This window comes from Dokdonella ginsengisoli, assembly GCF_042652785.1.
In the GTDB taxonomy this organism is placed as follows: Bacteria; Pseudomonadota; Gammaproteobacteria; order Xanthomonadales; family Rhodanobacteraceae; genus Dokdonella_A; species Dokdonella_A ginsengisoli.
This window is the reverse complement of the sequence record NZ_JBHSHD010000010.1, coordinates 45,391-70,238: the sequence shown is the minus strand read 5'-3', so window position 1 is coordinate 70,238 and position 24,848 is coordinate 45,391. Positions and strand designations below refer to the sequence as shown.

General features: G+C 69.2%; 26 protein-coding genes. 10 read left to right on the top strand and 16 right to left on the bottom strand.

From position 1 onward, the window contains the following. Position 1: 1 nt before the first annotated feature. Entirely contained in the window at positions 2–493 is a 492-nt protein-coding gene (gene smpB / locus ACFO6Q_RS12675) for an SsrA-binding protein SmpB (RefSeq protein WP_380021469.1), read from the top strand. Positions 494–499: 6 nt separating this feature from the next. Here the strand turns inward: smpB and orn are convergent, their stop codons facing one another. Next, positions 500–1,057, bottom strand: a complete 558-nt coding sequence (gene orn / locus ACFO6Q_RS12670; RefSeq protein WP_380021468.1) for an oligoribonuclease — start codon at positions 1,055–1,057, stop codon at positions 500–502. 76 nt (positions 1,058–1,133) lie between these two features. On the opposite strand from orn, the gene sbcB reads away from it, so the two are divergent. Next, positions 1,134–2,567 carry an exodeoxyribonuclease I gene (gene sbcB, locus ACFO6Q_RS12665; RefSeq protein WP_380021467.1) on the top strand — a complete coding sequence of 478 codons (1,434 nt, stop codon included), beginning with the start codon at positions 1,134–1,136 and terminating at the stop codon, positions 2,565–2,567. A gap of 322 nt (positions 2,568–2,889) precedes the next feature. On the opposite strand, the gene rplS is transcribed toward sbcB, so the two are convergent. From rplS to ffh, 5 genes are all read right to left on the bottom strand, one after another. Continuing rightward, positions 2,890–3,252: a 50S ribosomal protein L19 gene (gene rplS / locus ACFO6Q_RS12660; protein ID WP_380021466.1), complete on the bottom strand. Its 363-nt coding sequence runs from the start codon at positions 3,250–3,252 to the stop codon at positions 2,890–2,892. Between the two features lie 26 nt (positions 3,253–3,278). Then, positions 3,279–4,082, bottom strand: a complete 804-nt coding sequence (trmD, locus tag ACFO6Q_RS12655) for a tRNA (guanosine(37)-N1)-methyltransferase TrmD (protein WP_380021465.1) — start codon at positions 4,080–4,082, stop codon at positions 3,279–3,281. Between the two features lie 81 nt (positions 4,083–4,163). Next, positions 4,164–4,685 (bottom strand): ribosome maturation factor RimM, encoded by a 522-nt coding sequence (gene rimM / locus ACFO6Q_RS12650; RefSeq protein WP_380021464.1) that lies wholly within the window; start codon positions 4,683–4,685, stop codon positions 4,164–4,166. After that, a complete protein-coding gene (gene rpsP, locus ACFO6Q_RS12645) occupies positions 4,685–4,945 on the bottom strand; it encodes a 30S ribosomal protein S16 (protein ID WP_380021463.1) in 261 nt (86 codons plus the stop codon). The genes rimM and rpsP overlap by 1 nt, the downstream gene beginning before the upstream one ends. Before the next feature lie 123 nt (positions 4,946–5,068). Then, the gene (gene ffh, locus ACFO6Q_RS12640; protein WP_380021462.1) at positions 5,069–6,445 is read right to left on the bottom strand and encodes a signal recognition particle protein; all 1,377 of its coding nucleotides are present in this window, start codon (positions 6,443–6,445) and stop codon (positions 5,069–5,071) included. A gap of 141 nt (positions 6,446–6,586) precedes the next feature. On the opposite strand from ffh, the gene ACFO6Q_RS12635 reads away from it, so the two are divergent. Further along, positions 6,587–7,384, top strand: a complete 798-nt coding sequence (locus ACFO6Q_RS12635) for a cytochrome C assembly family protein (protein ID WP_380021461.1) — start codon at positions 6,587–6,589, stop codon at positions 7,382–7,384. After that, a complete protein-coding gene (locus tag ACFO6Q_RS12630) occupies positions 7,384–7,680 on the top strand; it encodes a hypothetical protein (protein ID WP_380021460.1) in 297 nt (98 codons plus the stop codon). The genes ACFO6Q_RS12635 and ACFO6Q_RS12630 overlap by 1 nt, the downstream gene beginning before the upstream one ends. A gap of 15 nt (positions 7,681–7,695) precedes the next feature. On the opposite strand, the gene ACFO6Q_RS12625 is transcribed toward ACFO6Q_RS12630, so the two are convergent. From ACFO6Q_RS12625 to ACFO6Q_RS12580, 10 genes are all read right to left on the bottom strand, one after another. Further along, on the bottom strand, positions 7,696–9,366 hold the full coding sequence (locus tag ACFO6Q_RS12625) for a hydrogenase maturation protein (RefSeq protein ID WP_380021459.1): 1,671 nt from the start codon (positions 9,364–9,366) through the stop codon (positions 7,696–7,698). A gap of 104 nt (positions 9,367–9,470) precedes the next feature. Next, positions 9,471–10,850 carry a DNA repair protein RadA gene (gene radA / locus ACFO6Q_RS12620; RefSeq protein WP_380021458.1) on the bottom strand — a complete coding sequence of 460 codons (1,380 nt, stop codon included), beginning with the start codon at positions 10,848–10,850 and terminating at the stop codon, positions 9,471–9,473. Positions 10,851–11,023: 173 nt separating this feature from the next. Further along, complete coding sequence (locus tag ACFO6Q_RS12615; RefSeq protein WP_380021457.1) at positions 11,024–13,426, bottom strand: AI-2E family transporter; 2,403 nt, start codon at positions 13,424–13,426, stop codon at positions 11,024–11,026. Between the two features lie 91 nt (positions 13,427–13,517). After that, on the bottom strand, positions 13,518–14,597 hold the full coding sequence (gene alr, locus ACFO6Q_RS12610) for an alanine racemase (protein ID WP_380021456.1): 1,080 nt from the start codon (positions 14,595–14,597) through the stop codon (positions 13,518–13,520). A 130-nt stretch (positions 14,598–14,727) separates the two neighbouring features. Further along, the gene (locus ACFO6Q_RS12605) at positions 14,728–16,113 is read right to left on the bottom strand and encodes a replicative DNA helicase (protein ID WP_380021455.1); all 1,386 of its coding nucleotides are present in this window, start codon (positions 16,111–16,113) and stop codon (positions 14,728–14,730) included. Between the two features lie 410 nt (positions 16,114–16,523). Beyond that, entirely contained in the window at positions 16,524–16,973 is a 450-nt protein-coding gene (rplI, locus tag ACFO6Q_RS12600; RefSeq protein ID WP_380021454.1) for a 50S ribosomal protein L9, read from the bottom strand. Positions 16,974–17,073: 100 nt separating this feature from the next. Continuing rightward, positions 17,074–17,298: a 30S ribosomal protein S18 gene (gene rpsR, locus ACFO6Q_RS12595; protein ID WP_380021453.1), complete on the bottom strand. Its 225-nt coding sequence runs from the start codon at positions 17,296–17,298 to the stop codon at positions 17,074–17,076. Positions 17,299–17,328: 30 nt separating this feature from the next. After that, complete coding sequence (gene rpsF / locus ACFO6Q_RS12590; RefSeq protein ID WP_380021452.1) at positions 17,329–17,772, bottom strand: 30S ribosomal protein S6; 444 nt, start codon at positions 17,770–17,772, stop codon at positions 17,329–17,331. Positions 17,773–17,918: 146 nt separating this feature from the next. Then, the gene (locus tag ACFO6Q_RS12585) at positions 17,919–18,674 is read right to left on the bottom strand and encodes a hypothetical protein (protein ID WP_380021451.1); all 756 of its coding nucleotides are present in this window, start codon (positions 18,672–18,674) and stop codon (positions 17,919–17,921) included. Between the two features lie 9 nt (positions 18,675–18,683). Further along, positions 18,684–19,019 carry a HesB/IscA family protein gene (locus tag ACFO6Q_RS12580; RefSeq protein WP_380021450.1) on the bottom strand — a complete coding sequence of 112 codons (336 nt, stop codon included), beginning with the start codon at positions 19,017–19,019 and terminating at the stop codon, positions 18,684–18,686. A 161-nt stretch (positions 19,020–19,180) separates the two neighbouring features. On the opposite strand from ACFO6Q_RS12580, the gene asnS reads away from it, so the two are divergent. From asnS to ACFO6Q_RS12550, 6 genes are all read left to right on the top strand, one after another. Then, positions 19,181–20,599, top strand: coding sequence for an asparagine--tRNA ligase (gene asnS / locus ACFO6Q_RS12575; protein ID WP_380021449.1), 1,419 nt, complete (start codon positions 19,181–19,183; stop codon positions 20,597–20,599). Next, the gene (locus ACFO6Q_RS12570; protein WP_380021448.1) at positions 20,599–20,922 is read left to right on the top strand and encodes a hypothetical protein; all 324 of its coding nucleotides are present in this window, start codon (positions 20,599–20,601) and stop codon (positions 20,920–20,922) included. Before asnS ends, ACFO6Q_RS12570 begins: the two co-directional genes overlap by 1 nt. Then, complete coding sequence (locus ACFO6Q_RS12565) at positions 20,919–21,215, top strand: hypothetical protein (protein ID WP_380021447.1); 297 nt, start codon at positions 20,919–20,921, stop codon at positions 21,213–21,215. The genes ACFO6Q_RS12570 and ACFO6Q_RS12565 overlap by 4 nt, the downstream gene beginning before the upstream one ends. A 202-nt stretch (positions 21,216–21,417) precedes the next feature. After that, positions 21,418–22,206, top strand: a complete 789-nt coding sequence (locus ACFO6Q_RS12560; RefSeq protein WP_380021446.1) for an SDR family oxidoreductase — start codon at positions 21,418–21,420, stop codon at positions 22,204–22,206. Between the two features lie 235 nt (positions 22,207–22,441). After that, positions 22,442–23,179 carry a sulfurtransferase gene (locus ACFO6Q_RS12555; RefSeq protein WP_380021445.1) on the top strand — a complete coding sequence of 246 codons (738 nt, stop codon included), beginning with the start codon at positions 22,442–22,444 and terminating at the stop codon, positions 23,177–23,179. A gap of 216 nt (positions 23,180–23,395) precedes the next feature. Next, on the top strand, positions 23,396–24,847 hold the full coding sequence (locus ACFO6Q_RS12550) for an aldehyde dehydrogenase (RefSeq protein WP_380021444.1): 1,452 nt from the start codon (positions 23,396–23,398) through the stop codon (positions 24,845–24,847). Position 24,848 lies beyond the last annotated feature (1 nt).

Here is a 24,848-nt window from a genome sequence, read left to right as displayed (position 1 = left end):
CATGGCCAAGCAGAAGACCAAGGAAAAAAGCGGTACCGGCACGATCGCGCAGAACAAGCGCGCGCGGCACGAGTACCACATCGACGAGCACTACGAAGCCGGCGTGGCGCTGGAAGGCTGGGAAGTGAAGAGCCTGCGCGCGGGTCGCGTCAATCTCGGCGACGCCTACGCGATCGTGCGCAGCGGGGAGATCTTCCTGTTCGGCGCCTCGATCGTGCCGCTGATCTCCGCCTCGACCCACGTCGTCGCCGACGACCGCCGCACGCGCAAGCTGCTGCTGCACCGCGCCGAGATCGACAAGCTCATCGGCTCGATCGAGCGCAAGGGCTACACGCTGGTTCCGCTGTCGCTGTACTGGAAGTCCAACCGCGTGAAGATCGATCTGGGCCTGGCGCGCGGCAAGCAGGAGCACGACAAGCGCGACACCGCCAAGGAGCGCGACTGGAACCGCGAGAAGCAGCGCGTGATGAGGGGCCGCAACAAGCAGGCCTGACGCAGCCTACGCTCCTGCCAGCCTTCCCATGAACGGCCGGTAGTAGCGCAGTTCGGCGATCGAGTCGCGCACGTCGCTGAGCGCGGTGTGCGCGGAATCCTTCGAGAAGCCGCGGCTGACCTCGGGTGCCCAGCGCCGCGCCAGCTCTTTGATGGTGGAGACGTCGAGGTTGCGGTAGTGGAAGTAGCGCTCCAGCCGCGGCATCAGGCGGTGCAGGAAGCGGCGGTCCTGGCAGATCGAATTGCCGCACATCGGCGACTTGCCGGCCGGCACCCACTGGCACAGGAATTCCACGGTCAGCGCTTCGGCGGTGGCGAGGTCGATGTCGGAATCGATCACGCGCTGCCACAGTCCGGACTTGCGGTGCTGATTGCGGTTCCAGTCGTCCATCGCCTCCAGCCGTTCGAGCGGATGGCGGATCGCGAACTCGGGGCCCTCGGCGAGCAGGTTCAGTTCCTTGTCGGTGACGATCGTCGCGATCTCGAGGATCGAATCGTGGTCGGGGTCCAGACCCGTCATTTCCAGGTCGATCCAGATCAGATGGTCGTCGCTCGTCGAACTCATGCCCTGCTCCCTGAAAACCCTGGGCGAGTTTAGGCGGGCGGGCGCGGATTGAGAACCCTGCGTTATCCTCGCCGCAATGACGCAGACCTTCCTCTGGCACGACTACGAGACCACCGGCGCCGATCCACGCCGCGACCGCCCGTCGCAGTTCGCCGCGCTGCGCACGACGCTCGAGCTGGAGCCGGTCGGCGAGCCGCTGTCGATCTTCTGCCGGCCGGCGCCCGACGTGCTGCCGCATCCCGAGGCCTGCCTCATCACCGGCATCACGCCGCAGCGCATGCTGCGCGAGGGCGTGCGCGAGGCCGAATTCGCGGCCCTGGTGCAGGAACAGATGGCCGAGCCGGGCACCTGCAGCGTCGGCTACAACTCGCTGCGCTTCGACGACGAGTTCACGCGCAACCTGCTCTACCGCAATTTCCACGATCCCTACGAGCGCGAGTGGAAGGACGGCAATTCGCGCTGGGACCTGATCGACCTCGCGCGCATGTACTACGCCCTGCGCCCCGACGGCGTGGAATGGCCGCGGCGCGAGGACGGCACGCCGAGCTTCCGCCTGGAGGACCTCGCCTCCGCCAACCGCATCGCGCAGGCGCGTGCGCACGACGCCGTTTCCGACGTCGAGGCCCTGCTCGGCCTCGCGCGCCTGCTGCGCGTGCGCCAGCCGCGGCTGTGGGAGTTCCATTTCGCGCTGCGCAGGAAGCAGCGCGTGTTCGAGCTGCTCGACGTCGCGCGCGGAACCCCGCTGCTGCACGTGTCCTCGCGCTATCCGGCCAGTCGCGGCTGTCTCGCCGTGGTCGCGCCGCTGGCGATGCATCCGAGCCAGCCGAACGGCGTGATCGTCTACGACCTCGACGCCGATCCGGCGCCGCTGATCGAACTCGACGCCGACGAGATCGCCGATCGCGTGTTCACCGCGCGCGCCGACCTGCCCGAGGGCGTGGAGCGGATCCCGCTGAAGACGATCCATGCGAACCGCTCGCCGGCCCTGGCGCCGATGAGCGCGCTGAAGGGCGTCGACCTCGCGCGCATCGGGCTGGATCCGCAGCGCGCGCTGGCGCACCTGGAAACCCTGCGGGGAGCCGGCGATCTGCTCGCCAAGCTGCATCGCGTGTTCTCGCGGGGAGAGGCGCGCGCGGCCGTCGATCCGGAGCTCGCGCTGTACGACGGCTTCCTGCCCGACACCGACAAGCGGCTCCTGCGCACGGTGCGGGAAACGCCGCCCGAGCAGCTCGGCGAACGCGTGGTCCCGTTCCGCGACTCGCGCTACGCCGAGCTGCTGTTCCGCTACCGCGCCCGCAACTGGCCGGACACGCTGGGCGCCGAGGAGCGCGTGCGCTGGGAGGATTTCCGCCGGCGCAGGCTCGAGACCGCGACGCCGCTGACCGCGCTCACGCGCGAGGACTATCTCGCGACGATCGCGCGCCTGCGCGCCGATCCCGCGCTGACGCCGGCGCAGGTTCCGCTGCTCGACGCGCTGGAGCGCTGGAACGTGGAGATCGACGGGTTTTGAGAGGCGATGCGCGGGAATGGCGCCGTCCGGAAACGCAGCGTCGACTCCGACCCGCCCCCACTCCGGCCCTCTCCCGCAAGCGGAAGAGGGGAAAGAGCCCGCCCGCACCTGCATTAAACCCAATCTCCCGTCTCCCTTCAAAAAAAAAGCGGCCATCGTTGCCGATGGCCGCTTCTGACGAGGAGCAAAGACGCGACTCGATGCTCCAAGAGGGATGTGCATGTGCGTTCGGCCCGGAACGCCGCCTCGCGAAGAACCGCCGCCTGGTTACGGCGCGGTCATTCTCGAAATGGGCATCCTGCCCGCGCTTTTCAAAGGGAACTCAGCCCTTGGCGTGTGCGCTGAGATCTTCCTTGATACGCGCCGCCTTGCCCTCGAGGCCGCGCAGGTAGTACAGCTTGGCTCCGCGCACCTTGCCGCGACGCTTGACGACCACCGAATCGATCGTCGGGCTGTGCGACTGGAACACGCGCTCGACGCCGAAACCGTGCGAAATCTTGCGCACCGTGAAGGCCGAGTTCAGGCCCGCGTTCTTGCGCGCGATGACCACGCCTTCGTAGGCCTGCACGCGTTCGCGATTGCCTTCCTTGACCTTGACGTTGACGATGACCGTATCGCCCGGGCTGAACTCCGGCAGCGTGCGGGTCATCTGGGCGGCTTCGAATTGCTGGATCAGGTTGCTCATGACACTCACCGAATAATGTGACTCTGTTATTTCGATTCGACGTCAGCGTCCGACGTCGTCCGTCCCTGCGCATGCTCGTGCTGGAACTCGACCAGCAGCGCACGTGTTTTCTTGTCCAGCTCCAGCCGCTCCAGAAGATCCGGCCGGCGCAGCCAGGTCCGCCCCAGCGACTGCTTCAGGCGCCAGCGGCGGATCGCCGCGTGATCGCCCGACTTCAGCACCGCCGGCACCTCCCCCCACTCGTCGCGCTCGGGGCGCGTGTAGTGCGGGCAGTCGAGCAGGCCGTTCGAGAACGAGTCCTGCGCGGCCGATTCGGCGTCGTTCAACGCACCTTCCTGCAGGCGACCGACGGCGTCGATCAACACCGCCGCCGCCAGTTCGCCGCCCGACAGCACGTAGTCGCCGATCGATATTTCCTCGGCCACCGCGTGCTGCAGGAATCTCTCGTCCACGCCTTCGTAGCGTCCGCTCAGCAGGATCAGATGATCGCGCCGCGCGAGTTCCGCCACCTTGGCCTGGTCGAGCCGCGATCCCTGCGGACTCAGGTAGATCACCTTCGCCCCGGCTCGCGCCTCGGCGTCCTGCTCCCCTGCTCCGTTCGCGGCGCGAATCGCAGCCAGCGCACGGCGCAGCGGGTCGATCATCATCACCATGCCGGGACCGCCGCCGTACGGCCGATCATCGGCCGAACGGTAGTTGTCGCTGGCGAAATCGCGCGGATTCCAGGTCGCGATCTCGATCAGGCCTCGCTCGCGCGCGCGCCCGACCACGCCGATCTTGGTGCTGCTCTCGATGAAGTCCGGGAACAGCGTGATGACATCGATACGCATGTATTCGTGTGCTCGTCCTCGAGCACGCAATCCAGAGCGGTCGTCCTGTCCCGCGCTTTCCAATTCAGCAGCCCGGAAAAACTAGAAATCCGGGTCCCAGTCGACGGTCACGCGGCCGGCGTCGAGATCCACCTCGGTGACGAAGTGCCCGGGCAGGAACGGAATCAAGCGTTCGCGTTCACCGTCCCGCACGATCATCACGTCGTTCGCGCCGGTCGCGATCAGATGCGAGACGCGGCCGAGCGACACGTTGTCCACGGTCACGACCGCGAGTCCTTCGAGATCGGACCAGTAATACTCACCGGGCTTCGTCGCCGGCAGGACCGAGCGCGCCACCCAGATTTCCGTACCGACCAGCGCCGCCGCCGCATCGCGGTCGGCGATGCCGGGTATTTCGGCGACGATGCCCTTGCCCTGGGCGCGCCCACGGCAGCCTTCGATCGTCTTCTCGCCGGCCGCGGAGCGGATCCGCCACGGCTGGTAGCGGAAGATCTGCGTTCTCGGCTCGGTGTACGACTCGAGCTTCAGCTCGCCGCGTACTCCGTGAACCCCGACCACACGGCCGAGCAGGACGAGTCTTTCGCCTGCCCCGCCGGACGCCATCAGGCAGCGACAGCGGTCTGCTTGCCGGCTTCCTTGTACAGCGCCTTCACCTTGTCGGTCATCTGCGCGCCCTTCTCCACCCAGGCCTTGACCTTGGCGGTGTCGAGCTCCAGACGCACTTCCTTGCCCGCGGCGATCGGATTGAAATAGCCGACGCGCTCGAGGTTGCGACCGTCACGCGCGCTGCGTCCGTCGGTCACGACGATGTGATAGAACGGACGCTTCTTCGCGCCGCCACGGGAAAGGCGAATCTTGACCATCGTAGCTCTCTGAATTCTCTAGGATTTTCTAGTTGGGCGCAGCGAATCGGCTGGCCGCCCCCGAGGGAGCCGGGCATTCTAGCGGATTCGCGGGAAAAATAAAGTCCTGCGCGGGGTTAGGCCTCAGCGCGGAGGCATGAACCCGCCGCCGCCCATGCCTTTCATCGCACCGGACATCTGCCGCATCAGGCCCTTCAGCCCGCCGCTGCCGAGCTTGGACATCATCTTTTCCATCTGCTGGTACTGCTTGAGCAGGCGATTGACGTCGGCCGGCTGCATCCCCGATCCACGCGCGATGCGCGCGCGGCGCGAGCCGTTCAGCAGGTCCGGATGACGGCGCTCCTTCTTCGTCATCGAGCCGATGATCGCGATCATGCGGTGCACCTCGCGATCGTTGACCTTCGACTTCACGTTGTCGGGCAGGTTCGACACGCCCGGCAGCTTCTCGATCAGCGACGACATGCCGCCCATGTTGACCATCTGCTCGAGCTGGTCCTTCATGTCGTTGAGGTCGAAGCGCTTGCCCTTGATGACCTTCTCGGCCAGCTTGCGCTGCTTCTCCTGGTCGACGCTCTGTTCGACCTGCTCGACCAGCGACAGCACGTCGCCCATGCCGAGGATGCGCTGCGCGATGCGGTCCGGATGGAACGGTTCCAGCCCGTCCGGCTTCTCGCTGACGCCGATGAACTTGATCGGGCGGCCGGTGACGTAGCGCACCGACAGCGCCGCGCCGCCGCGCGCGTCGCCGTCGGTCTTGGTCAGCACCACGCCGGTCAGCGGCAGCGCCTCGGAAAATGCCTTCGCCGTGTTCGCCGCGTCCTGGCCGGTCATCGAATCGACCACGAACAGCGTCTCGACCGGATTGAGCGCCGCGTGCAGCGCCTTGATCTCCGCCATCATCTCGGCGTCGACGTGCAGGCGGCCGGCAGTGTCGACGAGCAGCACGTCGGCGAAGTTCTTCTTCGCCGCGTCCAGCGCACCGGCGGCGATCGCGACCGGGTCCTGCCCGCCGCTGGACGGATGGAACAGCACGTCGACCTGCTCCGCCAGCGTGCGCAGCTGCTCGATCGCGGCCGGACGATAGACGTCGCAGCTGACCACCATGACCTTCTTCTTGCGGCGCTCCTTCAGCAGGCGTGCGAGCTTGGCCACGGTGGTGGTCTTGCCGGCGCCTTGCAGGCCGGCCATCAGCACCACCGCCGGCGGCGCCGCGGCGAGGTTGAGGTCGCTGTTGGCGCTGCCCATGACCGCGGTCAGCTCGTCGCGCACCACCTTCACCAGCGCCTGGCCCGGGGTCAGGCTGCGCAGCACTTCCTGGCCCAGCGCCTTGACCTGCACGCGCTGGATCAGCGCCTGCACCACCGGCAGCGCCACGTCGGCCTCAAGCAGCGCGATGCGCACCTCGCGCAGGCTTTCACGGATGTTCGCCTCGGTCAGCCGCCCCTTGCCGCGCAGGCGCTGGACGGTGGCGGACAGGCGTTGGCTGAGCGACTCGAACATGGGCGGACCGATGCGGCGGGAAAGCGCGGAATTGTATCGGGAATCGGGCGCCGGGACTGCGGCGGGAGCACGCGCCGCGCCGCGCCGCGCGCCGACTTGCGACCGATTCTTAATTACCGTCGGTCATGCGACACTGGCCGCATGCTGATCCCCCTCCTCGCCCTGCTCGCGATCGCGCTCTATCTCGTCGCGGCGGGCCTGCTCGCGCGGCCGTTGCTCGGCGGCGGCGAGCCGCTGAACCGCAGCGCCGACGGCATCGCCGCGGCCGCCGTCATCGCGCACGCCGGCGTGCTGTTCGGCATGCATCCGGGCGCACTGGACCTGCACTTCTTCGCCGCCCTGTCGCTGGTCGCCGGCGTGGTCGCCGCGCTGACCCTGATCGTGAACCTGACGCGCCCGGTCGCCGCGCTCGGCGTCATCGTGTTTCCGCTCGCCGCCGCGCTGCTGGCGATCGACATGTTCGCCTCGCCGCGCACGACGCCGCTGGAGATGGACTGGCAGATCAAGCTGCACGTGACCGTCGCGCTGCTCGCCTTCGGCGTGCTGTCGATCGCCGCGGCGCTGGCAATCCTGCTGGCGCTGCAGGAACGCGCGCTGCGTCATCGCCAGTTCGGTCCGTGGCTGCGCGCGCTGCCGCCGCTGACCCTGACCGAGACCCTGCTGTTCCGCCTGATCGGCGCCGGCTTCGTGCTGCTCACGCTGACCCTGCTCAGCGGCATCCTGTTCGTGGCCGATCTGTTCGGCCAGCACCTGGTACACAAGACCGCGCTGTCGATCGTTGCCTGGTTCGTGTTCGGCGCGCTGCTGCTCGGCCGCTGGCGCTACGGCTGGCGCGGGCGCCGTGCGGTGAACCTGACGCTGATCGGCATGACGATCCTGCTGCTGGCGTTCTTCGGCTCCAAGTTCGTGCTCGAAGTGGTGCTGCACCGGACCGCCTGATGGACCTGTACGAGCGGCTCCGGCACGAGCGCCGCAAGGAGCAGGAGCGCATCGCCCGGCGCTACCGGATCGGCGGAGCCGTCTTCGTCGTCGTGCTGCTGGCGATTCTCGCGCTCCACCGGATGAGCAAGGACTGCGGCCACGACCTGTTCGAGTGGGACGAATACCGCCGCTGCTCGCTGCCGGAGATCGGCAACTGGCTGCTGTCCGATGCGGGCGTGAGCTGGATGTTCTGGACGGCCGTCATCGTCGGCGTGGCCGTGCTCGTCGCCAGGTTCCGGGACGGGGACACCTAGCCGGACGGGGCGGCCTCAGGCCAGCGCCTGCGACATCGGCGCCGCGCACACCGGCTCGGCGCAGAGCTTGCGCACGAAGCGCCGGCGTGCCTCGTGGTAGCTGCGATCCGGACCGAAGAAGTTGCGGCGCATCTCGGCCAGCTCCTCCTCGGCGTAGCGGTCGAGCGGCTTGCGGCGTTCGTCCTGTTCGCGCAGCAGCGCCTTCTTCGCCAGCAGGGCGCGATGGCGCAGGAAGCCGAGCTCGGGCTCGACGATGCGCATGACGCGGGCCGGCAGGTCGTCGCCGTCCAGCGCCGCATCGATCAGGCCGATGCGCGCGGCGCGCGCGGTGCCGACCGGCTGCAGAGCGTCCATGAGGTGCCGCGCGGTGGCTTCGCCGACGCGGCGCGGCAGCAGGTAGGTCCAGAACTCCGAACCGTACAGGCCGCCCATGCGCTTGTAGTGCGGGTTCAGCACGATGCCGCTGCGCGCGTACACACGATCGGCGGCGAGCGCCAGCGTGACGCCGCCGGCGCCGGCGTTGCCCTGCAGCGCGCAGACCACCAGCTTGTCCTGCGTCGTGGCGATGGCCCGCACCAGCGCGTTCATCGCCAGGATGTTGCGCCAGGATTCCTCGGCCGGATCGGCCGCCGCCTCGATCGCGTTGAGGTCGATGCCGTTCGACCAGAAATCGCCGCCGCCGCACAGCACGATCGCCCGCGTGGGACGCTGCAGCGCGTGGCGATAGGCGGCCAGCAGGCGCTCGCAGTTCGCCGTGCTCATCGCGCCGTTGAGAAAATCGAAATGCAGCAGGCCGAAGCGGCCGCGCTCGCGATAGCGGATGTCCTGGAACGTCGCGTAGGCCGGCTCGACCTGCGGCGGCAGCGACGATTCGGGCAGTGCCTCGGCGACGGCGCCGAGCACCTGCACCGCCGGCAGCTTGATGCCGTCCTTGAGGCGCAGATGGCTGAGCCAGAGCGCGCCGTCGCCGGTGGCGATGCAGACCGCACCGTCGCGGCGCGCCAGCAGCGTGCCGGGCTCGCCGCGCAGGCCGCGCTCCTTGTGCGCGCCGAAGACGTGCATCGACTGGCCGGCGACCCGCGCCAGCGTGCCCGGCGCGCTGTCGCCGGAGCGGATGCGCGCCAGGATATCGGCGGTGGGTTCCTGCCAGTCGAAGCGCCGGTCGCTCTGCCGGCATGCCGGCCGCTCGCGGCCTGCCAGCGCGGCCGGCGCGAGCGGCGGCGGGTTTTCGCCGCGCTCGAACGCGGCGATCGCGCGCAATACCGCATCGACCGCCGCCTGCGTCGTCTCGCGCCGGTACAGGGCGCTCTTGCTGTCGCCGCGCATCGGGAACCCGGCACTGGCCCAGACCGGCCCTCCGTCGAGTTCGGCGCGCGCCTCGAGCACGGTCACGCCCCAGCGTTCGGCGCCGTCGAGGATCGACCAGTCGAGTGCGGACGGCCCGCGGTCGCCGGGGATGCCCGGATGCACGATCAGGCTGGTCCAGCGCGTCCACACCGATTCGGGGATCGCGCGCTTGAGCATCGGCGCGACGATCAGGTCCGGATAGGCCTCCTGCGCGGCGATCTCCATCTCCTCGCCGGACGCGGCCTCGGCGACGACGATCTCGTGTCCGCCGTCCTCCAGCTCCACCTGCAGCCGCTGCGACAGGCTGTTGTGCCGGGTACACAAAAAGAGAATGCGCATCGTCCCTGCCCTCCCCTGACGCGTCCAAGCCTAGCCGCCGGTCGCACGGGGAACGATGACGCGTTGCGCATTTCTATACTTTGGTGCTTATCCCACTTTGTCACTTATCCTTCCGCGGCGGCGGCGAGCGCCTCGCCCAGGCGTTCGACCGCGACGATCTCCAGCTCGCCGATGCGCGCCTTCTTCGGCGCGTTCGCCTTCGGCACGATCGCGCGGCGGAAACCGTGCGTGGCGGCTTCCTTCAGGCGCTCCTCGCCGTTCGGCACCGGGCGGATCTCGCCGGACAGGCCGACCTCGCCGAATGCGACGGTCTTGTCCGGCAGCGGCCGGTCGCGGAAGCTCGACAGCACCGCCAGCAGCACCGGCAGGTCGGCCGCGGTCTCCTGCACGCGGATGCCGCCGACGACGTTGACGAACACGTCCTGGTCGTAGACGGCCGCACCGCCGTGCCGGTGCAGCACGGCGAGCAGCATCGCCAGCCGGTTCTGCTCCAGGCCGATCGCGACGCGGCGCGGATTGCCGAGCGAACTCTGGTCGACCAGCGCCTGCACCTCCACCAGCAGCGGACGCGTGCCCTCGCGCGTGACCATGACCGCGCTGCCCGAAGTCGGCTGCGCGTGCGCCGACAGGAAGATCGCCGACGGATTGGGCACCTCGCGCAGGCCCTTGTCGCCCATCGCGAACACGCCCAGCTCGTTGACCGCGCCGAAGCGGTTCTTGAACGCGCGCAGCACGCGGAAGCGCGAGCCGGACTCGCCCTCGAAGTACAGCACCGCATCGACCATGTGCTCGAGCACGCGCGGTCCGGCGATGCCGCCTTCCTTGGTCACGTGGCCGACCAGGAACACGCTGGTGCCGCTTTCCTTGGCGAAGCGCACCAGCCGCGCGGCCGATTCGCGCACCTGCGAGACCGAGCCGGGCGCGGCGGTGAGCAGCTCGGTCCAGATCGTCTGGATCGAATCGACGATCAGCACCTCGGGCCTGGCCTGCACCGCCTCGGCGAGGATGCGCTCGATCGACGTTTCGGCGAGCGCTTCGAGCCCGTCCAGCGCGATGCCCAGGCGCTGTCCGCGCGCGGCGACCTGCGCCAGCGATTCCTCGCCCGTCACGTACAGGCCGCGCACGCGCTGCCCGATCGTGCCGAGCATCTGCAGCAGCAGGGTCGACTTGCCGATGCCCGGATCGCCGCCGATCAGCACCACCGAACCTGCCACCAGTCCGCCGCCGAGCACGCGGTCGAGTTCGCCGATGCCGGTTGCGCTGCGCTGCTCGGCCTCGGCGGCGACCGTCGCCAGCCGCGTGACCTTCGCCGCTCCGCCGGCGCCGGCATAGCCGGTGCGCGCGGCGGCGGCCGACTTCGCCGCCGGCTGCACGACGAACTCGGCCAGCGTGTTCCAGGCGCCGCACTCCACGCACTGGCCCTGCCACTTGGAATGCTCGGCGCCGCATTCGCTGCAGACGTAGGCGGTTTTCGCTTTGGCCATCGGAACTCCGTTCTGCACGCCGCCGCCGGCCGGCGGAGCGTTCCTTTCGCCCGGCCCGCCGCGCCGGACGTTCGTGAAAATCTTACCCGTGATCGGCGCAGGCGAGGCGGCCGCGCCAGTATGCGCGCAGCGTCGCGTCAGCACGTCGCAGGAAGCGAGACCGCGGCCGCGGATCAGGCCGGCGCGGCGTCCCCGGCACGCTCCTGCACGCGCCGCATCAGCTCGTCGGCCATCTGCGCCAGCAGTTCCAGGTCGGCCGGCTTCATCTCGCGCGGCGCGGCGTCCAGGATGCACAGCGCGCCGAGCGCGCGGCCGTCGCGGTCGCGGATCGGCGTGCCGGCGTAGAAGCGGATGCCGTGCTCGCCGAACAGCGGATTGCCGGCGAAGCGCGGGTCGCGCGCGAGATCGGCCACGACGACGGCGGCGTTCGTGCCGACGACGTGGGCGCAGGCCGACAGCTCGCGCGGCACGCCTTGGTTCGCAGCGGCGAGCGCGCTCGCCGGCTTGAGCACGCGTTCCGCGTCGACCCAGGAGATCTCGGCGTACTTCGCGTCGAACGCGTTGGCGACGCGGCGGATCGTCTCCTCGTAGAGCGCCGCGTGCGCCGGCGACAGCGCGCCGCTGCGGTGCAGGGCGTGCACGCGGGCGGCGTCGTCGGGCGGGATGGGCGCGGCGCCGGGACCGTTGCCGCCGCGCACCGACAGGTGGTCCACGTGCAGCAGCAGGCTGCCGAGGTCGGCGACGATCGCGTCGACGCCGAGGCGGCGCGGCGCGTCGACGTCGAGCAGGTCGGAGGAAGCGCTCCAGGCGGCGACCAGGATGCGCACGTCCGGCAGCCGCCGGCGCAGGCGCCGCGCGATCAGGCGCACGCGCGCCTGCGGCTGGGTGCCGAACACCGACAGGCAGACGATTCCGGGACGTCCGTCCGCCGGCAGCTCGAAGGCAGTCGTCGAAGGAAGCGCCTGCGCGGCCGCGTGCGCGCGAAGCCCGCGCAGCTCCAGCGCGTGCGCGACCATCGCGGCGGCGAGCACGTCGACTTCCCAGCGCGCGCCGAGGCAGAGCACGCGCGGCGCGTCCTCCTGCATGGACGGCACAGGCGGATACTGCTCGCGCAGTTCCTCGACGAGCTCGGCCGTGCCGGTGGCCAGGCGCAGGCGATGCTCGGCGCTGGCCACGTCGGCGTGATGGGTGGTCGCCAGGCGCAGCATCGGCACGGCGACCTCGCCGTAGAAGCCGGCCAGCGCGTCGGCGCTGCCGTCGCCGTTCTTCGACACGCGGCGCTCCTCGACGATCTCGTCGGCGAGGTCGAGCGCCTCCTCCACGTCGCCGGCGAGCAGGCGCTGGTACAGGCGCTGCGGCGGCGCCAGCGCACTCTCGCTGCCGAGCAGCACCTCGAGGAAATGCAGCGACGGCAGGTAGCGGCCGATCACCAGCAGGCATACGGTCAGCGGCGTGGACAGGATCAGGCCGAGCGGCCCCCACAACGCGGTCCAGAACATCGCCGCGACGATGATCGACATCGCGCTGAGGCCGGTGCTCGAACCGTACAGCCACGGCTCGACGAGGTTGCCGCACAGCACCTCCAGCGCGAGGATCAGGCCGATGGTCCACAGCACCATGCTCCAGTCCGGCGACACCGCGAACGCCAGCGCGATCGGGAACACCGCCGAAACGATCGGGCCGACGTACGGCACGAAGCGCATGACCGCGGCGACGAAACCCCACAGCGCGGCGGCGGGCACGCCGATCCACCACAGCCCCAGCCCCATCGGCACCGCGTAGCCGGCGTTGATGAGGAACTGCATGCGCAGGTAACGGCCGATGCGCCCGGACGCCTCGTCCATCGCGTCGGTCGCCGTGTGCAGGTCGCCGCCGGCCAGGCGCAGCAGGCGATCGCGCAGGTCGCGGCGGTCCATCAGCATCAGGATCACGAACAGCAGCGCGATGCCGGCGGTCGCCACCGGCTCGCTGACGCGGCCGAGCCAGTCCAGCACCACGCGCGTCGGACGCGACTCAGGCCCGACGATCTCGACCTTCTGCGCGCTGGCGGCCGGCTTGCCGGCCTGCGCCTGCGTGGTGTCGATTTCCTTCTGCATCGTCTGCAGCGTCTTCAGCGCGCCTTCCCACGCGCCCGGCCGCGTCGCCGTCTCGCGCAGCGCATGCAGCTTGTCGCGGATCGTGCTCTGGTAGGTCGGCAGGTCCCGGCTGAGCGCGGTGAGCTGGGTCGTCACGTAGACCCCGACGCCGACCAGGACGCCGACCGCGAACAGCACGACCAGGCACACCGACAGCACGCGCGGCAGGCCCCAGCGGCAGAGCAGGCGCACCGGCGGATCGAGCAGGAAGCCGAGCAACGCGGCCAGCGCGAGCGGAATCAGCAGCGAGCGCCCGAAGTACAGCGCGGCGATCAGGATCGTCGCGATCGCAAGGCCGGTCAGCAGGCGCAGGCCGGGAACGATCGAGGCGAGACTCGCCGCCGCCGCGCGACCGCGCCCACCGTCGAACGGCGCGCCCGCGCGCGCCGCACCGGCCGCTCGCCGGGGCGGTATCGCTCGTGTTTCGGAATCGTGCCCCATCGCCCGCCTCCGCGCGCGACCCGGCGGGCCGTCGCCCGTCGATACTACCGCAGGGTTCGGCGGGGACCGGACGCGAACGGACGACGCGCGTTCAGCTTTCGTCCTCGACGAAGCGCACGCGCCGCGTCACGCCGCAGGTGAGCTCGTAGCCGATCGTGTCGGCGTGCTCGGCGATCTCCTCCACCGCCAGTCCGCGGCCCCACAGCACGACCGGATCGCCGATCTTCGCCGACGGCACCTCGCGCAGGTCGACCGTGACCAGGTCCATCGACACGCGCCCGATCAGGCTGGCGCGCGTGCCGGCGACGAGCACCGGCGTGCCGAAGTCGGCGTGGCGCGGGTAGCCGTCGCCGTAGCCGATCGCGGCGACGCCGACCGCCATGTCCTCCGGCGCCTCCCAGGTCGCCGCGTAGCCGACCCGCTCGCCGCGGCGCACGCGATTGATCGCGATCAGGCGCGTCGACAGGGTCATCGCGGGACGGAAGCCGAAATCGGCGCCGATCTTGCCGGCGACGACCGAGATGCCGTAGAGCGCGCCGCCGGCGCGCACCCACTGCCCCTGCGCCTCGGGCCAGCCGAGGATGCCGGCCGAGTTCGACAGCGAACGTTCGCCGTCGAGGCCGGACACGCTGCGTTCGAAGCGTTCGATCTGGTGCGTGGTCAGGGCGTCGTCGAACACGTCGGAATTGGCGAAATGCGTCATCAGCGAGATGTCGCGGTCGACGCTGGGCAGCGCGCGCAGGCGCGCGTGCACGTCGCGCGCGCGCTCGGGCGCGAAGCCCAGGCGGTGCATGCCGGTGTCGAGCTTGAGCCAGACGCGCAGCGGCCGCGGATCGGCGTCGGCCGCCAGCAGTTCGATCTGCGTCTCGTGATGGATGACCGCGTCGAGCTTGAGCCGCCGCAGCTCGGCGAGGTCGCCGGCCTCGTCCGGGCCGGACAGCACGACGACGCGCTGCGAAGCCCCGGCGGCGCGCAGGCGCTGGCCGTCGGCGATCGAGGCGACGCCGAACGCGTCGGCCCCTTCCAGCGCCCTCGCCACGCGCTCGAGCCCGTGGCCGTAGCCGTCGGCCTTGACCACTGCCATGACCTTCGCCCCGGGCGCGAGCTCGCGCACGCGGCGCAGGTTCTCGCGCAGGGCGCCGAGGTGGATCGTGGCGCAGGTGGCGCGCATCAGCCGAGAGCCGGGAGTCGGGAATCGGGAATCGGGAATCGAAGAGCGGGCGGGCGCTTGCCGTCGGCGCGATTGCACGCACGTGGTCGTTCTTTCCGATTCTCCATTCCCGATTCCCGATTCCCGGCTTTCACTCGAACGACCCCACGTAGCTGTCGCTGGCCAGGTTCTCGAACTTCGTGTACTGGCCGAGGAAGGCCAGCTTCACGGCGCCGGTCGGGCCGTTTCGCTGCTTGCCGATGATGATTTCCGCCACGCCCTTCTCGCCCGATTCCGGGTTGTAGTACTCGTCACGGTAGATGAACATGATGACGTCTGCGTCCTGCTCGATGGCGCCCGATTCGCGCAGGTCGGCCATCACCGGGCGCTTGTCGGTGCGCTGTTCGAGCGAGCGGTTGAGCTGGGACAGGGCGATCACCGGGATGTTCAGTTCCTTCGCGAGCGCCTTCAGGCTGCGCGAGATTTCTGAAATTTCGGTGGCGCGATTCTCCTTGGTTCCGGGCACCTGCATCAGCTGCAGGTAGTCGATCACGATCAGGCCGAGGTCGTGCTCGCGCTTGAGCCGGCGCGCGCGCGCGCGCAGCTCGCTCGGGCTCAGCGCCGGCGTGTCGTCGATGAAGATCTTCGCTTCGCTCAGCAAGGTGATGGCGTTGGTCACGCGCGGCCATTCCTCCTCGGCGAGGTCGCCGGTGCGCAGGTGCCGCGCGTCGATGCGCCCCATCGAGGAGATGAGTCGGAACGCCAGCTGCGAGGCCGACATTTCCATCGAGAAGATCGCCACCGCCTTCTTGGTCCGCATCGCCGCGTTCTCGGCCATATTGACCGAGAACGCGGTCTTGCCCATCGACGGGCGCGCCGCGACGATGATCAGGTCCGACGGCTGCAGGCCGGCGGTCATCTCGTCCAGGTCGATGAAGCCAGTCGGCAGGCCGGTGACCGCGCCGCGGTTCTCGTAGCGGTGGTGCAGGATCTGGAACGCTTCCTTGACCGCCGAGCGCATCGAGACGAAACCCTTGCGCCCGCGCGCGCCGGCCTCGGCGATGTGGAACACCTTCTGCTCGGCGGTCTCCAGCAGCTCCTGGCTGGAGCGCCCTTCCGGCTGGAACGCATCGCCGGCGATCTCGGTGCCGGCGTCGATCAGCTGACGCAGCACGGACTTCTCGCGCACGATGTCCGCGTAGGCGGTGATGTTCGCCGCGCTCGGCGTGGAGTTCGCCAGCTCGATGACGTAGCCGGCGCCGCCGACCAGTTCGGAGAGGTTCTGCGAGTGGAACCACTCGCCCAGCGTGACCGCGTCGTAGGGCATGCCCTTGTTCGACAGGTCGCCGATCGCGCGGAAGATCAGGCGGTGGTCGCGCCGGTAGAAATCGTCCTCGACCAGGCGGTCGGCGACGCGGTCCCAGGACTCGGGCGCGAGCATCAACCCGCCGAGCACGGCCTGCTCGGCCTCGATCGAATGCGGCGGAACGCGCAGCGCTTCGATGTTGGAGGCGGGTTTGCGTTCGGTCTGGACCATGACGAAGCGGACGGAAGTTCGGCCGTGCATCATCCGCGGGCGGGTCTCAGCTGTCGAGACAATAACCCTGTGGAAAACCTGTGTGCTTTGCTCGGGGGAAGGCGAAAGATCGAAACACGAAGCGCACGAAGAACACGAAGAACACGAAGGAAAAGCGGCTTTTCCGCCTTCTTCGCATTGCGCGTGCGCTCCTTGGTTCAGGCCGTCGCCGTCGCGGCACTCATCGAAACCAGGAACCCCGAGCCGAACCGCGCGCCGGGAAAAGAACCGGAAAGCCTTCCGCCCTTTCTTCTTGCCCTTCGTGTTCGGGTCTTTGACGTTGCCGGTTCTTTCCGCCGCTCCGACGTGGAGAGCGGAAACGACAAGGGCGCCCGCAGGCGCCCTTGTCTTCGCAGCGATGCCGCAGCCGATCAGTCGTCGTTGGCGACGACGACCTTGACCGTCGTGTTGACGTCGGCGTGCAGGTGCACCTGCACCTCGAACTCGCCGATGTGGCGCAGCGGGCCTTCGGACATCACGACCTCGCTCTTGTCGAGCGCGGCGCCGGCGGCGGTGAACGCGTCGGCGATGTCGCGCGGGCCGACCGAGCCGAACAGCTTGCCTTCCGGGCTCGCGTTCGCCTTGATCGTGACCGACAGGTTCTCGAACTGCGCCTTGCGCGCTTCGGCGCCGGAGAGCTGCTGGTTGGCGCGCGCCTCGTACTCGGCGCGGCGCTGCTCGAACTCGGCGATGTTGGTCGGCGTGGCGGCGGTCGCCTTGCCCTGCGGCACGAGGTAGTTGCGGCCGTAACCCGGCTTCACCTTGACCTTGTCGCCGAGGGCGCCGAGGTTCTTCACTTTCTGCAGAAGAATCAGTTCCATGGGATTTCCTATTCGTTAGCGTCGGAATGTCCGGCGCAGCTTGCGCTGTCCGAATGCGTGGCCGTCGTCCCGGCGCGGGCCCGGACGACGGCGGGATGGGTCAGTGCGCGTCGCTGTAGGGCAGCAGCGCGAGGAAGCGCGCGTGCTCGACGGCGGTGCCCAGCATGCGCTGGTAGCGCGCCTTGGTGCCCGTGATGCGGCTCGGCACGATCTTGCCGGTCTCGCTGATGTACTGGCGCAGGAGGTTGAGATCCTTGTAATCGATATCGGTCGCGCCTTCGGCGGTGAAACGGCAGAACTTCTTGCGGCGGAAGAACTTGGACATGGTGATTTCTCCTTGGACTGGGGCGGACGCTTACTCGGCGGCCGGTTCGGCGGCCGCTTCCTCGCGCGGAGCGCGCTCGCGGCGCGGACGCGGTTCGTCGTCGGAATCGCCGAAGCCGAAGCCTTCGTCGTCGCGGCGACGGCCGCCCTTGTCGTCCTTGTTCTTCATGATCGGCGACATCTCCGTCACCGCCGTCTCGCGCTTGACGATCAGGTGGCGCAGCACCGCGTCGTTGAAGCGGAAACCGGACTCCAGCTCGGCCAGCACGGCCGCGCTGCATTCGATGTTCAGCAGCACGTAGTGCGCCTTGGCCAGGTGCTGGATCGGATAGGCCAGCTGGCGGCGGCCCCAGTCTTCGAGGCGGTGCACCTTGCCGCCGTCGTTTTCGATCAGCGTCTTGTAACGCTCGATCATCGCGGGCACCTGCTCGCTCTGGTCAGGGTGGACCAGAAACACGACTTCGTAATGACGCATGGAAACTCCTTGTGGGTATCGCGGCGGAGGATTCCGCCCGACAGCCTCCCGCGGCGCGGTGAGGCAAGGCCTTTCGCTCCTAATCGGGAAGTGCGCTCGTGGACGCACCGCCCCAGTCGACGAAAGGGGCGCGGATACTAGTGGAATCAGGGCTTTGGCGCAAGTCGCGCGGCCAATCCCACGGGCTGGGCCGATTTCACCGGCTCGATGCGCTCGATGTTCTCGACCGGCAGGATCACCGACCGGCCGGCCGCATGGTCGTAGACGAAGACGTAGTTGGCGACCGCGCCGAGGTAGGTCCAGGCCTGCGCCTGCTCCGGCTTGAAGCCGGCCTCGCCGCCGCCCAGCCAGACGCGCACCTGGGCCGCGTCGCCCTCGCGCACGCGATGCACGCGGTAGTCCGCGTACAAGGCCACGAATGCCCAGCCGTACAGGACCACCACGGCGAGGTAGCTCAGCGGCATGATCCAGACCTGCCGGTCGCGCCATTCCAGCCGCCACAGGTGCAGGCGCTGCCATCCGGCCGGCGCCGCCATCGCGCGCAGCCGCTCGATGGTACGGACACGGCGGCGCACGTAGCGCCGGTTGGCGAGGTCGAACAGCCAGCACAGCGGCAGGGTCGACAGCACCAGCAGGATCGCGATCGGCTGCTGGATGCCGGCGATCAGGAAGTCGCTGATCTGCGACAGGGTCAGCACGGGAATGCCGAACTGCCCGAAAAAGCGGGCGTTGTAGAAGATGCCGGCCATCACCAGCAGCAGGTAGCCCAGCGTGATCGCCAGCGCCGGCTCGCGGCGGAACAGGCGCAGCACGTGCGGCAGCATGTCCTGCAGGGCCATCTCGGAGGCGGCGGGCCGCGGCGACGGCGGCCTGGCGCCGTCCGTGGGAACCGGAAGGGTCACGGTCGCGGCTCAGCCGGCCGCGTCGACGGTGAAGCTCTCGCCGCAACCGCACTCGCCGGTCGCGTTCGGGTTGCGGAACACGAAGCTCGCGTTGAGCCCCTGCCGCTGGAAATCGATCTCGGTGCCGTCGACGAACGGCAGCGCCTTGCGATCGACCAGGATCTGCAGGCCGTCCTGCTCGAACACCTGGTCGTTCTCGGCAACCACGTTCGCGATATCGACCGTGTAGCCGAAGCCCGAGCACCCGGTGCGCTTGATGCCGAAGCGCACGCCGACCGCGGAGGGCTCCCTGGCGAGGAAGTCCTGCATGCGCTGGCGGGCGGCGGAGGTGAGCTGGATGGCCATCGGGAGAGCCGGGATCGGATGTTGGAGACTGGAAAAACCGGGATGCGACCGATTGTAGCGCCTTGCGCGCGACGGCGCCTTCGCCGCCGGAACATTCCGCTATCATCGAAGGTCTTTCCGTGCCCGCCGAACGTGGGCGCCCATTCCAGGAGTTTCAAGCGATGGCGGCGGCCGACACCGTGGAAACCATTGACGTCAAGCACGCGCTGTCCGGCGCGGTCGCGGCGGGCACGCGCGTGCTCGTGCGCGGCTGGGTCCGCACGCGGCGCGATTCGAAGGCGGGTCTGTCGTTCGTCAATCTCAGCGACGGCTCCTGCTTCGATGCGATCCAGGTCGTCGCGCCGAACACGCTGCCCAACTACGAGAACGAGATCCTGCACCTGACCTCCGGCTGCGCGCTGGCCGCCGAGGGCGAACTGGTCGCCTCGCAGGGCAAGGGCCAGTCGTTCGAGCTGCAGGCCAGCCGCGTCGAGGTGCTCGGCTGGGTCGACGATCCGGAAACCTACCCGATCCAGCCCAAGCCGCATTCGCCGGAGTTCCTGCGCGAAGTGGCGCACCTGCGTCCGCGCACGAACCTGTTCGGCGCCGTGACGCGCGTGCGCCATACGCTCGCCAACGCCGTGCACCGCTTCTTCCACGAGCGCGGCTATTTCTGGGTCAACACGCCGATCATCACCACCTCCGACGCCGAGGGCGCCGGCCAGATGTTCCGCGTCTCCACGCTGGACCTGATGAATCTGCCGCGCACCGACAAGGGCGCGATCGACTTCTCGCGCGACTTCTTCGGCAAGGAAACCTTCCTCACCGTGTCCGGCCAGCTCAACGTCGAGGCCTACTGCCTCGCGCTCAGCAAGGTCTACACCTTCGGCCCGACCTTCCGCGCCGAGAACTCGCACACCACGCGCCACCTGGCCGAGTTCTGGATGATCGAGCCGGAGATCGCCTTCGCCGACCTCGCGGAGGACGCGCGCGTCGCCGAGGAACTGCTCAAGTACGTGTTCAAGGCGGTGCTCGCCGAGCGCGCCGACGACATGGCCTTCTTCGCCGACCGCGTCGAGAAGACCGCGGTGTCGCGCCTGGAAGCCTTCGTCGAAGCGCCGTTCGAGCGCATCGAGTACACCGACGCGGTCGAGATCCTGAAGAAATCCGGCAGGAAGTTCGAGTACGCCGTGGAATGGGGCGCGGACCTGCAGACCGAGCACGAACGCTTCCTGACCGAGGAGCACGTCGGCCGTCCGGTCGTGGTGACCAACTACCCGGAGAAGATCAAGGCGTTCTACATGCGCCTGAACGACGACGGCCGCACCGTCGCCGCGATGGACGTGCTCGCGCCCGGCATCGGCGAGATCGTCGGCGGCTCGCAGCGCGAGGAACGCCTGGACGTGCTCGACCGCCGCATGGCGCAGTTCGGCCTGGATCCCGCGCACTACCAGTGGTATCGCGATTTCCGCCGCTACGGCACGGTGCCGCACGCCGGCTTCGGCCTCGGCTTCGAGCGCCTGGTCGTGTACGTCTGCGGCCTGGGCAACATCCGCGACGCAATCCCGTATCCGCGCGCGCCGGGCTCGGCGGAGTTCTGATGAACGCTTCCGCCTGGCACCAGTTCATCTTCACCGGCGGGCTCGGCGTCGCCGTCGCCGGCCTGACCACCTACATCATTGCCTGGATGCTGGTGGCCGTGCACCTGCGCGACCACCACCCGGCCGAACACGCGCGCCTGGGCGGTTTCCTGTTCGCGCCGCGCGCCTTCGGCTGGTACCTGGGCGCCGGCTGGCGCCGGCTGCGCGACCGCGGCCTCAACGCGCTCGCCCTGCTCGGCAGCATCGGCGCCTGGGGCATCGCGATCGGCACGGTCAGCGCGGTGGTGGTCAAGCTGCTGGCTTCCGGCGGGATCGGCGCATGAACGCGCAGTGGTGGCTGGCCGCGCTCGGCGACACGCTGATCTGGGCGCGCCTGAGCGTGCTCGACTCCGGCATCGCCGAAGTCCTCGACAACGACGGCCGCGTGCTGCGCTACGACGACGAGACCGCCGCGCGCATGGCCCTGCTCGACGCCGAGTTCCGCGCCTTCGACGGCCTCGACGAGGATGACGCCGCCGTGCTCGGCTTCGATCTCGACAGCGTCGAGCCGCCGTCCGGCGACAGCGACGAGGACCTGCTCAAGCGCATGGTGCAGAAGCTGCCGCCGCGGCATTGATCGCGAGGCGAGCTCGGCGCCGACGGGAAAGCTCTCTCGCAGAGGCGCAGAGAACGCAGAGGGAGATTTGCTTGCGCTCTTCTCCGCGTTCTCTGCGCCTCTGCGAGGAAGCTCTTTCATCGAACTCCGATACGACGCCTGATCTTTTCCCCGTGTCCTTGGTGTTTCAAACTTCTTTCTTCTCCGCAGAACGGCACACCCCATGAACCTCGACCTCACCGGCAAACACGCGCTCGTCTGCGGCGGCTCGCAAGGCATCGGCCGCGCCGCGGCGGTCGAGCTGGCCGCGCTCGGCGCCGACGTGACCCTGCTGGCGCGCTCGCGCGAGGCGCTGGCGACCGCGCTGGCGGCGCTGCCGAAGACGCACGCGGCGCAGCAGCACGCCACCGTCGCGGTCAACATGCTCGACCACGCCGAACTGCGCGCGAAGGTCGAGGCGATCGCCAACGCGCAGCCGATCCAGATCCTGGTCAACAACAGCGGCGGCCCGCCGGGCGGCCCGGCCAACACCGCCGCGGCCGACGACTACCGCAGCGCGTTCGACCAGCACCTGGTCGCCGCGCAGGTCCTGCTGCAGGCCGTGCTGCCGGGCATGAAGGCGTCCGGCTACGGCCGCATCGTCAACGTGATCTCGACCTCGGTGAAGGAGCCGATCCGGAACCTCGGCGTGTCCAACACGATCCGCGGCGCGGTCGCGAGCTGGGCCAAGACCCTCGCCGGCGAACTCGGCGCGCAGGGCATCACCGTCAACAACGTGCTGCCCGGCTACACGCAGACGCAGCGCCTCGAGCAGATCCTCACCGAGCGCACGCGCGCGACCGGCAAGAACGGCGCCGAGATCGAGCAGGCGATGCTGGCGACCGTCCCGCTCGGCCGCTTCGCCAAGGCCAGCGAGATCGGCAACGTGATCGCGTTCCTCGCCACGCCGGCGGCGGCGTACGTCAACGGCATCAATGTGCCGGTGGACGGTGGCCGTACGCTGTCGCTGTAGCCTTTGCGATCGTCCGTGATCGCTACGGTCTGGGTTGGTCGTGACGTCATGTCGCGCGATGCCTTTCGGATGATCCAGAAGCGGCCATCCATGGCCGCACTTTTCACTTGAAGCACGGCTTCGGGGAACGTGTTTCCGCGTTTCGTAAAGGCAACCGCTGGAACTCTTGTCGACGTCATGCCCGCGAACGCGGGCATCCATTGAAACGCTTTGCCCGAGCCCGCTCCCTCCTCCCATGATCCTCAACATCGCCGCCTACCACTTCGTGCCGATCGACGACGCCGATGCGCTCGTCGTGCGCCTGCGCGAGGCGGCGGAGAGCGGCGGGCTGCGCGGTACCGTGCTGGTCGCCGAGGAAGGCATCAACCTGTTCCTCGCCGGGCCGGACGAGGCGATCGACGCATTCCTGGCGGCGCTGCGCGGCGATACGCGCTTCGCCGGGATCCGCGTGAAGGCCAGCCGCAGCGAGAACGTGCCGTTCGCGCGCCTGAAGGTGCGCCGCAAGCGCGAGATCATCCGCTTCCGGCAGCCGCAGACGACGCCGGAGGCCGAACGCGCGCCGGCCGTCGCGCCGGCCACCCTGGCGCGCTGGATCGAGCGCGGCGCGGACGACGACGGCCGCCGGCTGGTGCTGCTCGACACGCGCAACCGCGAGGAAGTGCGCCACGGCACCTTCGAAGGCGCCCTCGCCCTGCCGATCGACCGCTTCACCGACCTGCCCGATGCGCTCGCGGCCGAGCGCGAGTCGCTGGCCGACGCGACCGTGGTCAGCTTCTGCACCGGCGGCATCCGTTGCGAAAAGGCCGCCCTGTGGATGCAGGCGAACGGCTTCGAGCATGTCTGGCAGCTCGACGGCGGCATCCTGGGCTACTTCGAGGAAGTCGGCGGCGCCGGCTACGAGGGCGCCTGCTTCGTGTTCGACGAGCGCATCGCGCTCGATCCGGCGCTGCGCCCGGTCGCCGAACGGGGCTGAATCCGGAACCGCCGCGACCACGGTGCGTTCCATCCCGAGAACAACAAAAAAAGCCGATCTCGCAGAGCCGCAGAGAGCGCAGAGAAGAGCTTTTTTCGGCGTTCTCTGCGGCTCTGCGAGAAAACCGGCTTCCCGAGAACCCGGCCGGGATCGAAACCCTGGCCGGAATGACGATCGGCATTTCACCGCCCAGCGCGAATCGCTAAGCTGCGCGCGATGACCCTCGTCCTTGCGAATCTGATCGACGGCCACGCGCAGGCGCCGCGCGCCGGCCGCTATCTCGACGTGTCCGAACCGGCCGTGGGCGCCGCCTTCGCGCGCTGCCCGGACTCCGACGCGTCCGACGTCGACGCCGCCGTCGAGGCCGCGCGCAGGGCCGCCGCGGGCTGGGCGGCGACTGCCCCGGAACAACGTGCGCAGCACCTGAACCGCCTGGCCGACCTGGTCGAGCGCGAACTGGACGCCCTGGCGGAGCTGGAATCGCGCAACTGCGGCAAACCGGTCGCGCTCGCACGCAGCCTCGACATCCCGCGTGCGGTGGCTAACCTGCGCTTCTTCGCAGCGGCGATCACGCAGTGGGCCGGCGAATCGCATGCGACCGACGACGCCACCCTGAACTACACCCTGCGCCAGCCTCTGGGCGTGGTCGCCTGCATCTCGCCATGGAACCTGCCGCTGTACCTGTTCACCTGGAAGATCGCCCCGGCGCTGGCCGCCGGCAACGCGGTCGTGTCCAAGCCGTCGGAGGTGACTCCGTGCACGGCGGCGCGGCTCGGCGAGCTGGCGGTCGAGGCGGGCTTTCCGCCGGGCGTGCTGAACATCGTGCACGGACACGGCGCGGGCGTCGGCCAGGCGCTGGTCGAGCATGCGCAGGTCAAGGCGATCTCCTTCACCGGCAGCACGCGCACCGGCGCTGCGATCGCCGCCGCGGCCGCGCCGAAGTTCAAGAAGCTGTCACTGGAACTGGGCGGCAAGAACCCGGCGATCGTGTTCGCCGACGCGGACCTATCCGACGCCGATCTGGACACGATCGTGCGCTCAGGTTTCGCCAACCAGGGCGAGATCTGCCTGTGCGGCTCGCGCCTGCTGGTCGAGCGGTCCTTCTACGAGACGTTCAAGCGCCGCTACCTCGAACGCGTGCGGGCGCTGCGCGTGGGCGACCCGCGCGAGGCCGGCGTCGACCTCGGCGCGCTGGTCTCCAGGGCGCACTACGACAAGGTCGTCGGCTGCATCGAACGCGCCCGCGCCGAAGGCGGCACGATCCTCTGCGGCGGCGCGCCGCTGCGCGTCGACGGCCGCTGCGCGGACGGCTGGTTCGTCGCGCCGACCGTGATCGAAGGCCTGGCCAACGATTCGGCGACCAACCAGGACGAGATCTTCGGCCCGGTGGTCTGCCTGATCCCGTTCGACGGCGAGGACGAAGCCGTGGCGCTCGCCAACCAGTCGGGCTACGGCCTGGCCGCCTCGCTGTGGACGGGCGGCCTGGATCGCGCGCATCGCGTCGCCGCGCGCCTGGAAACGGGCATCGTCTGGATCAACTGCTGGCTGGTGCGCGACCTGCGCACGCCGTTCGGCGGCGTCAAGAATTCCGGTGTCGGCCGCGAGGGCGGCGTCGAGGCGCTGCGCTTCTTCACCGACGCGAAAAACGTCTGCCTGCGCCTGCGCTGAG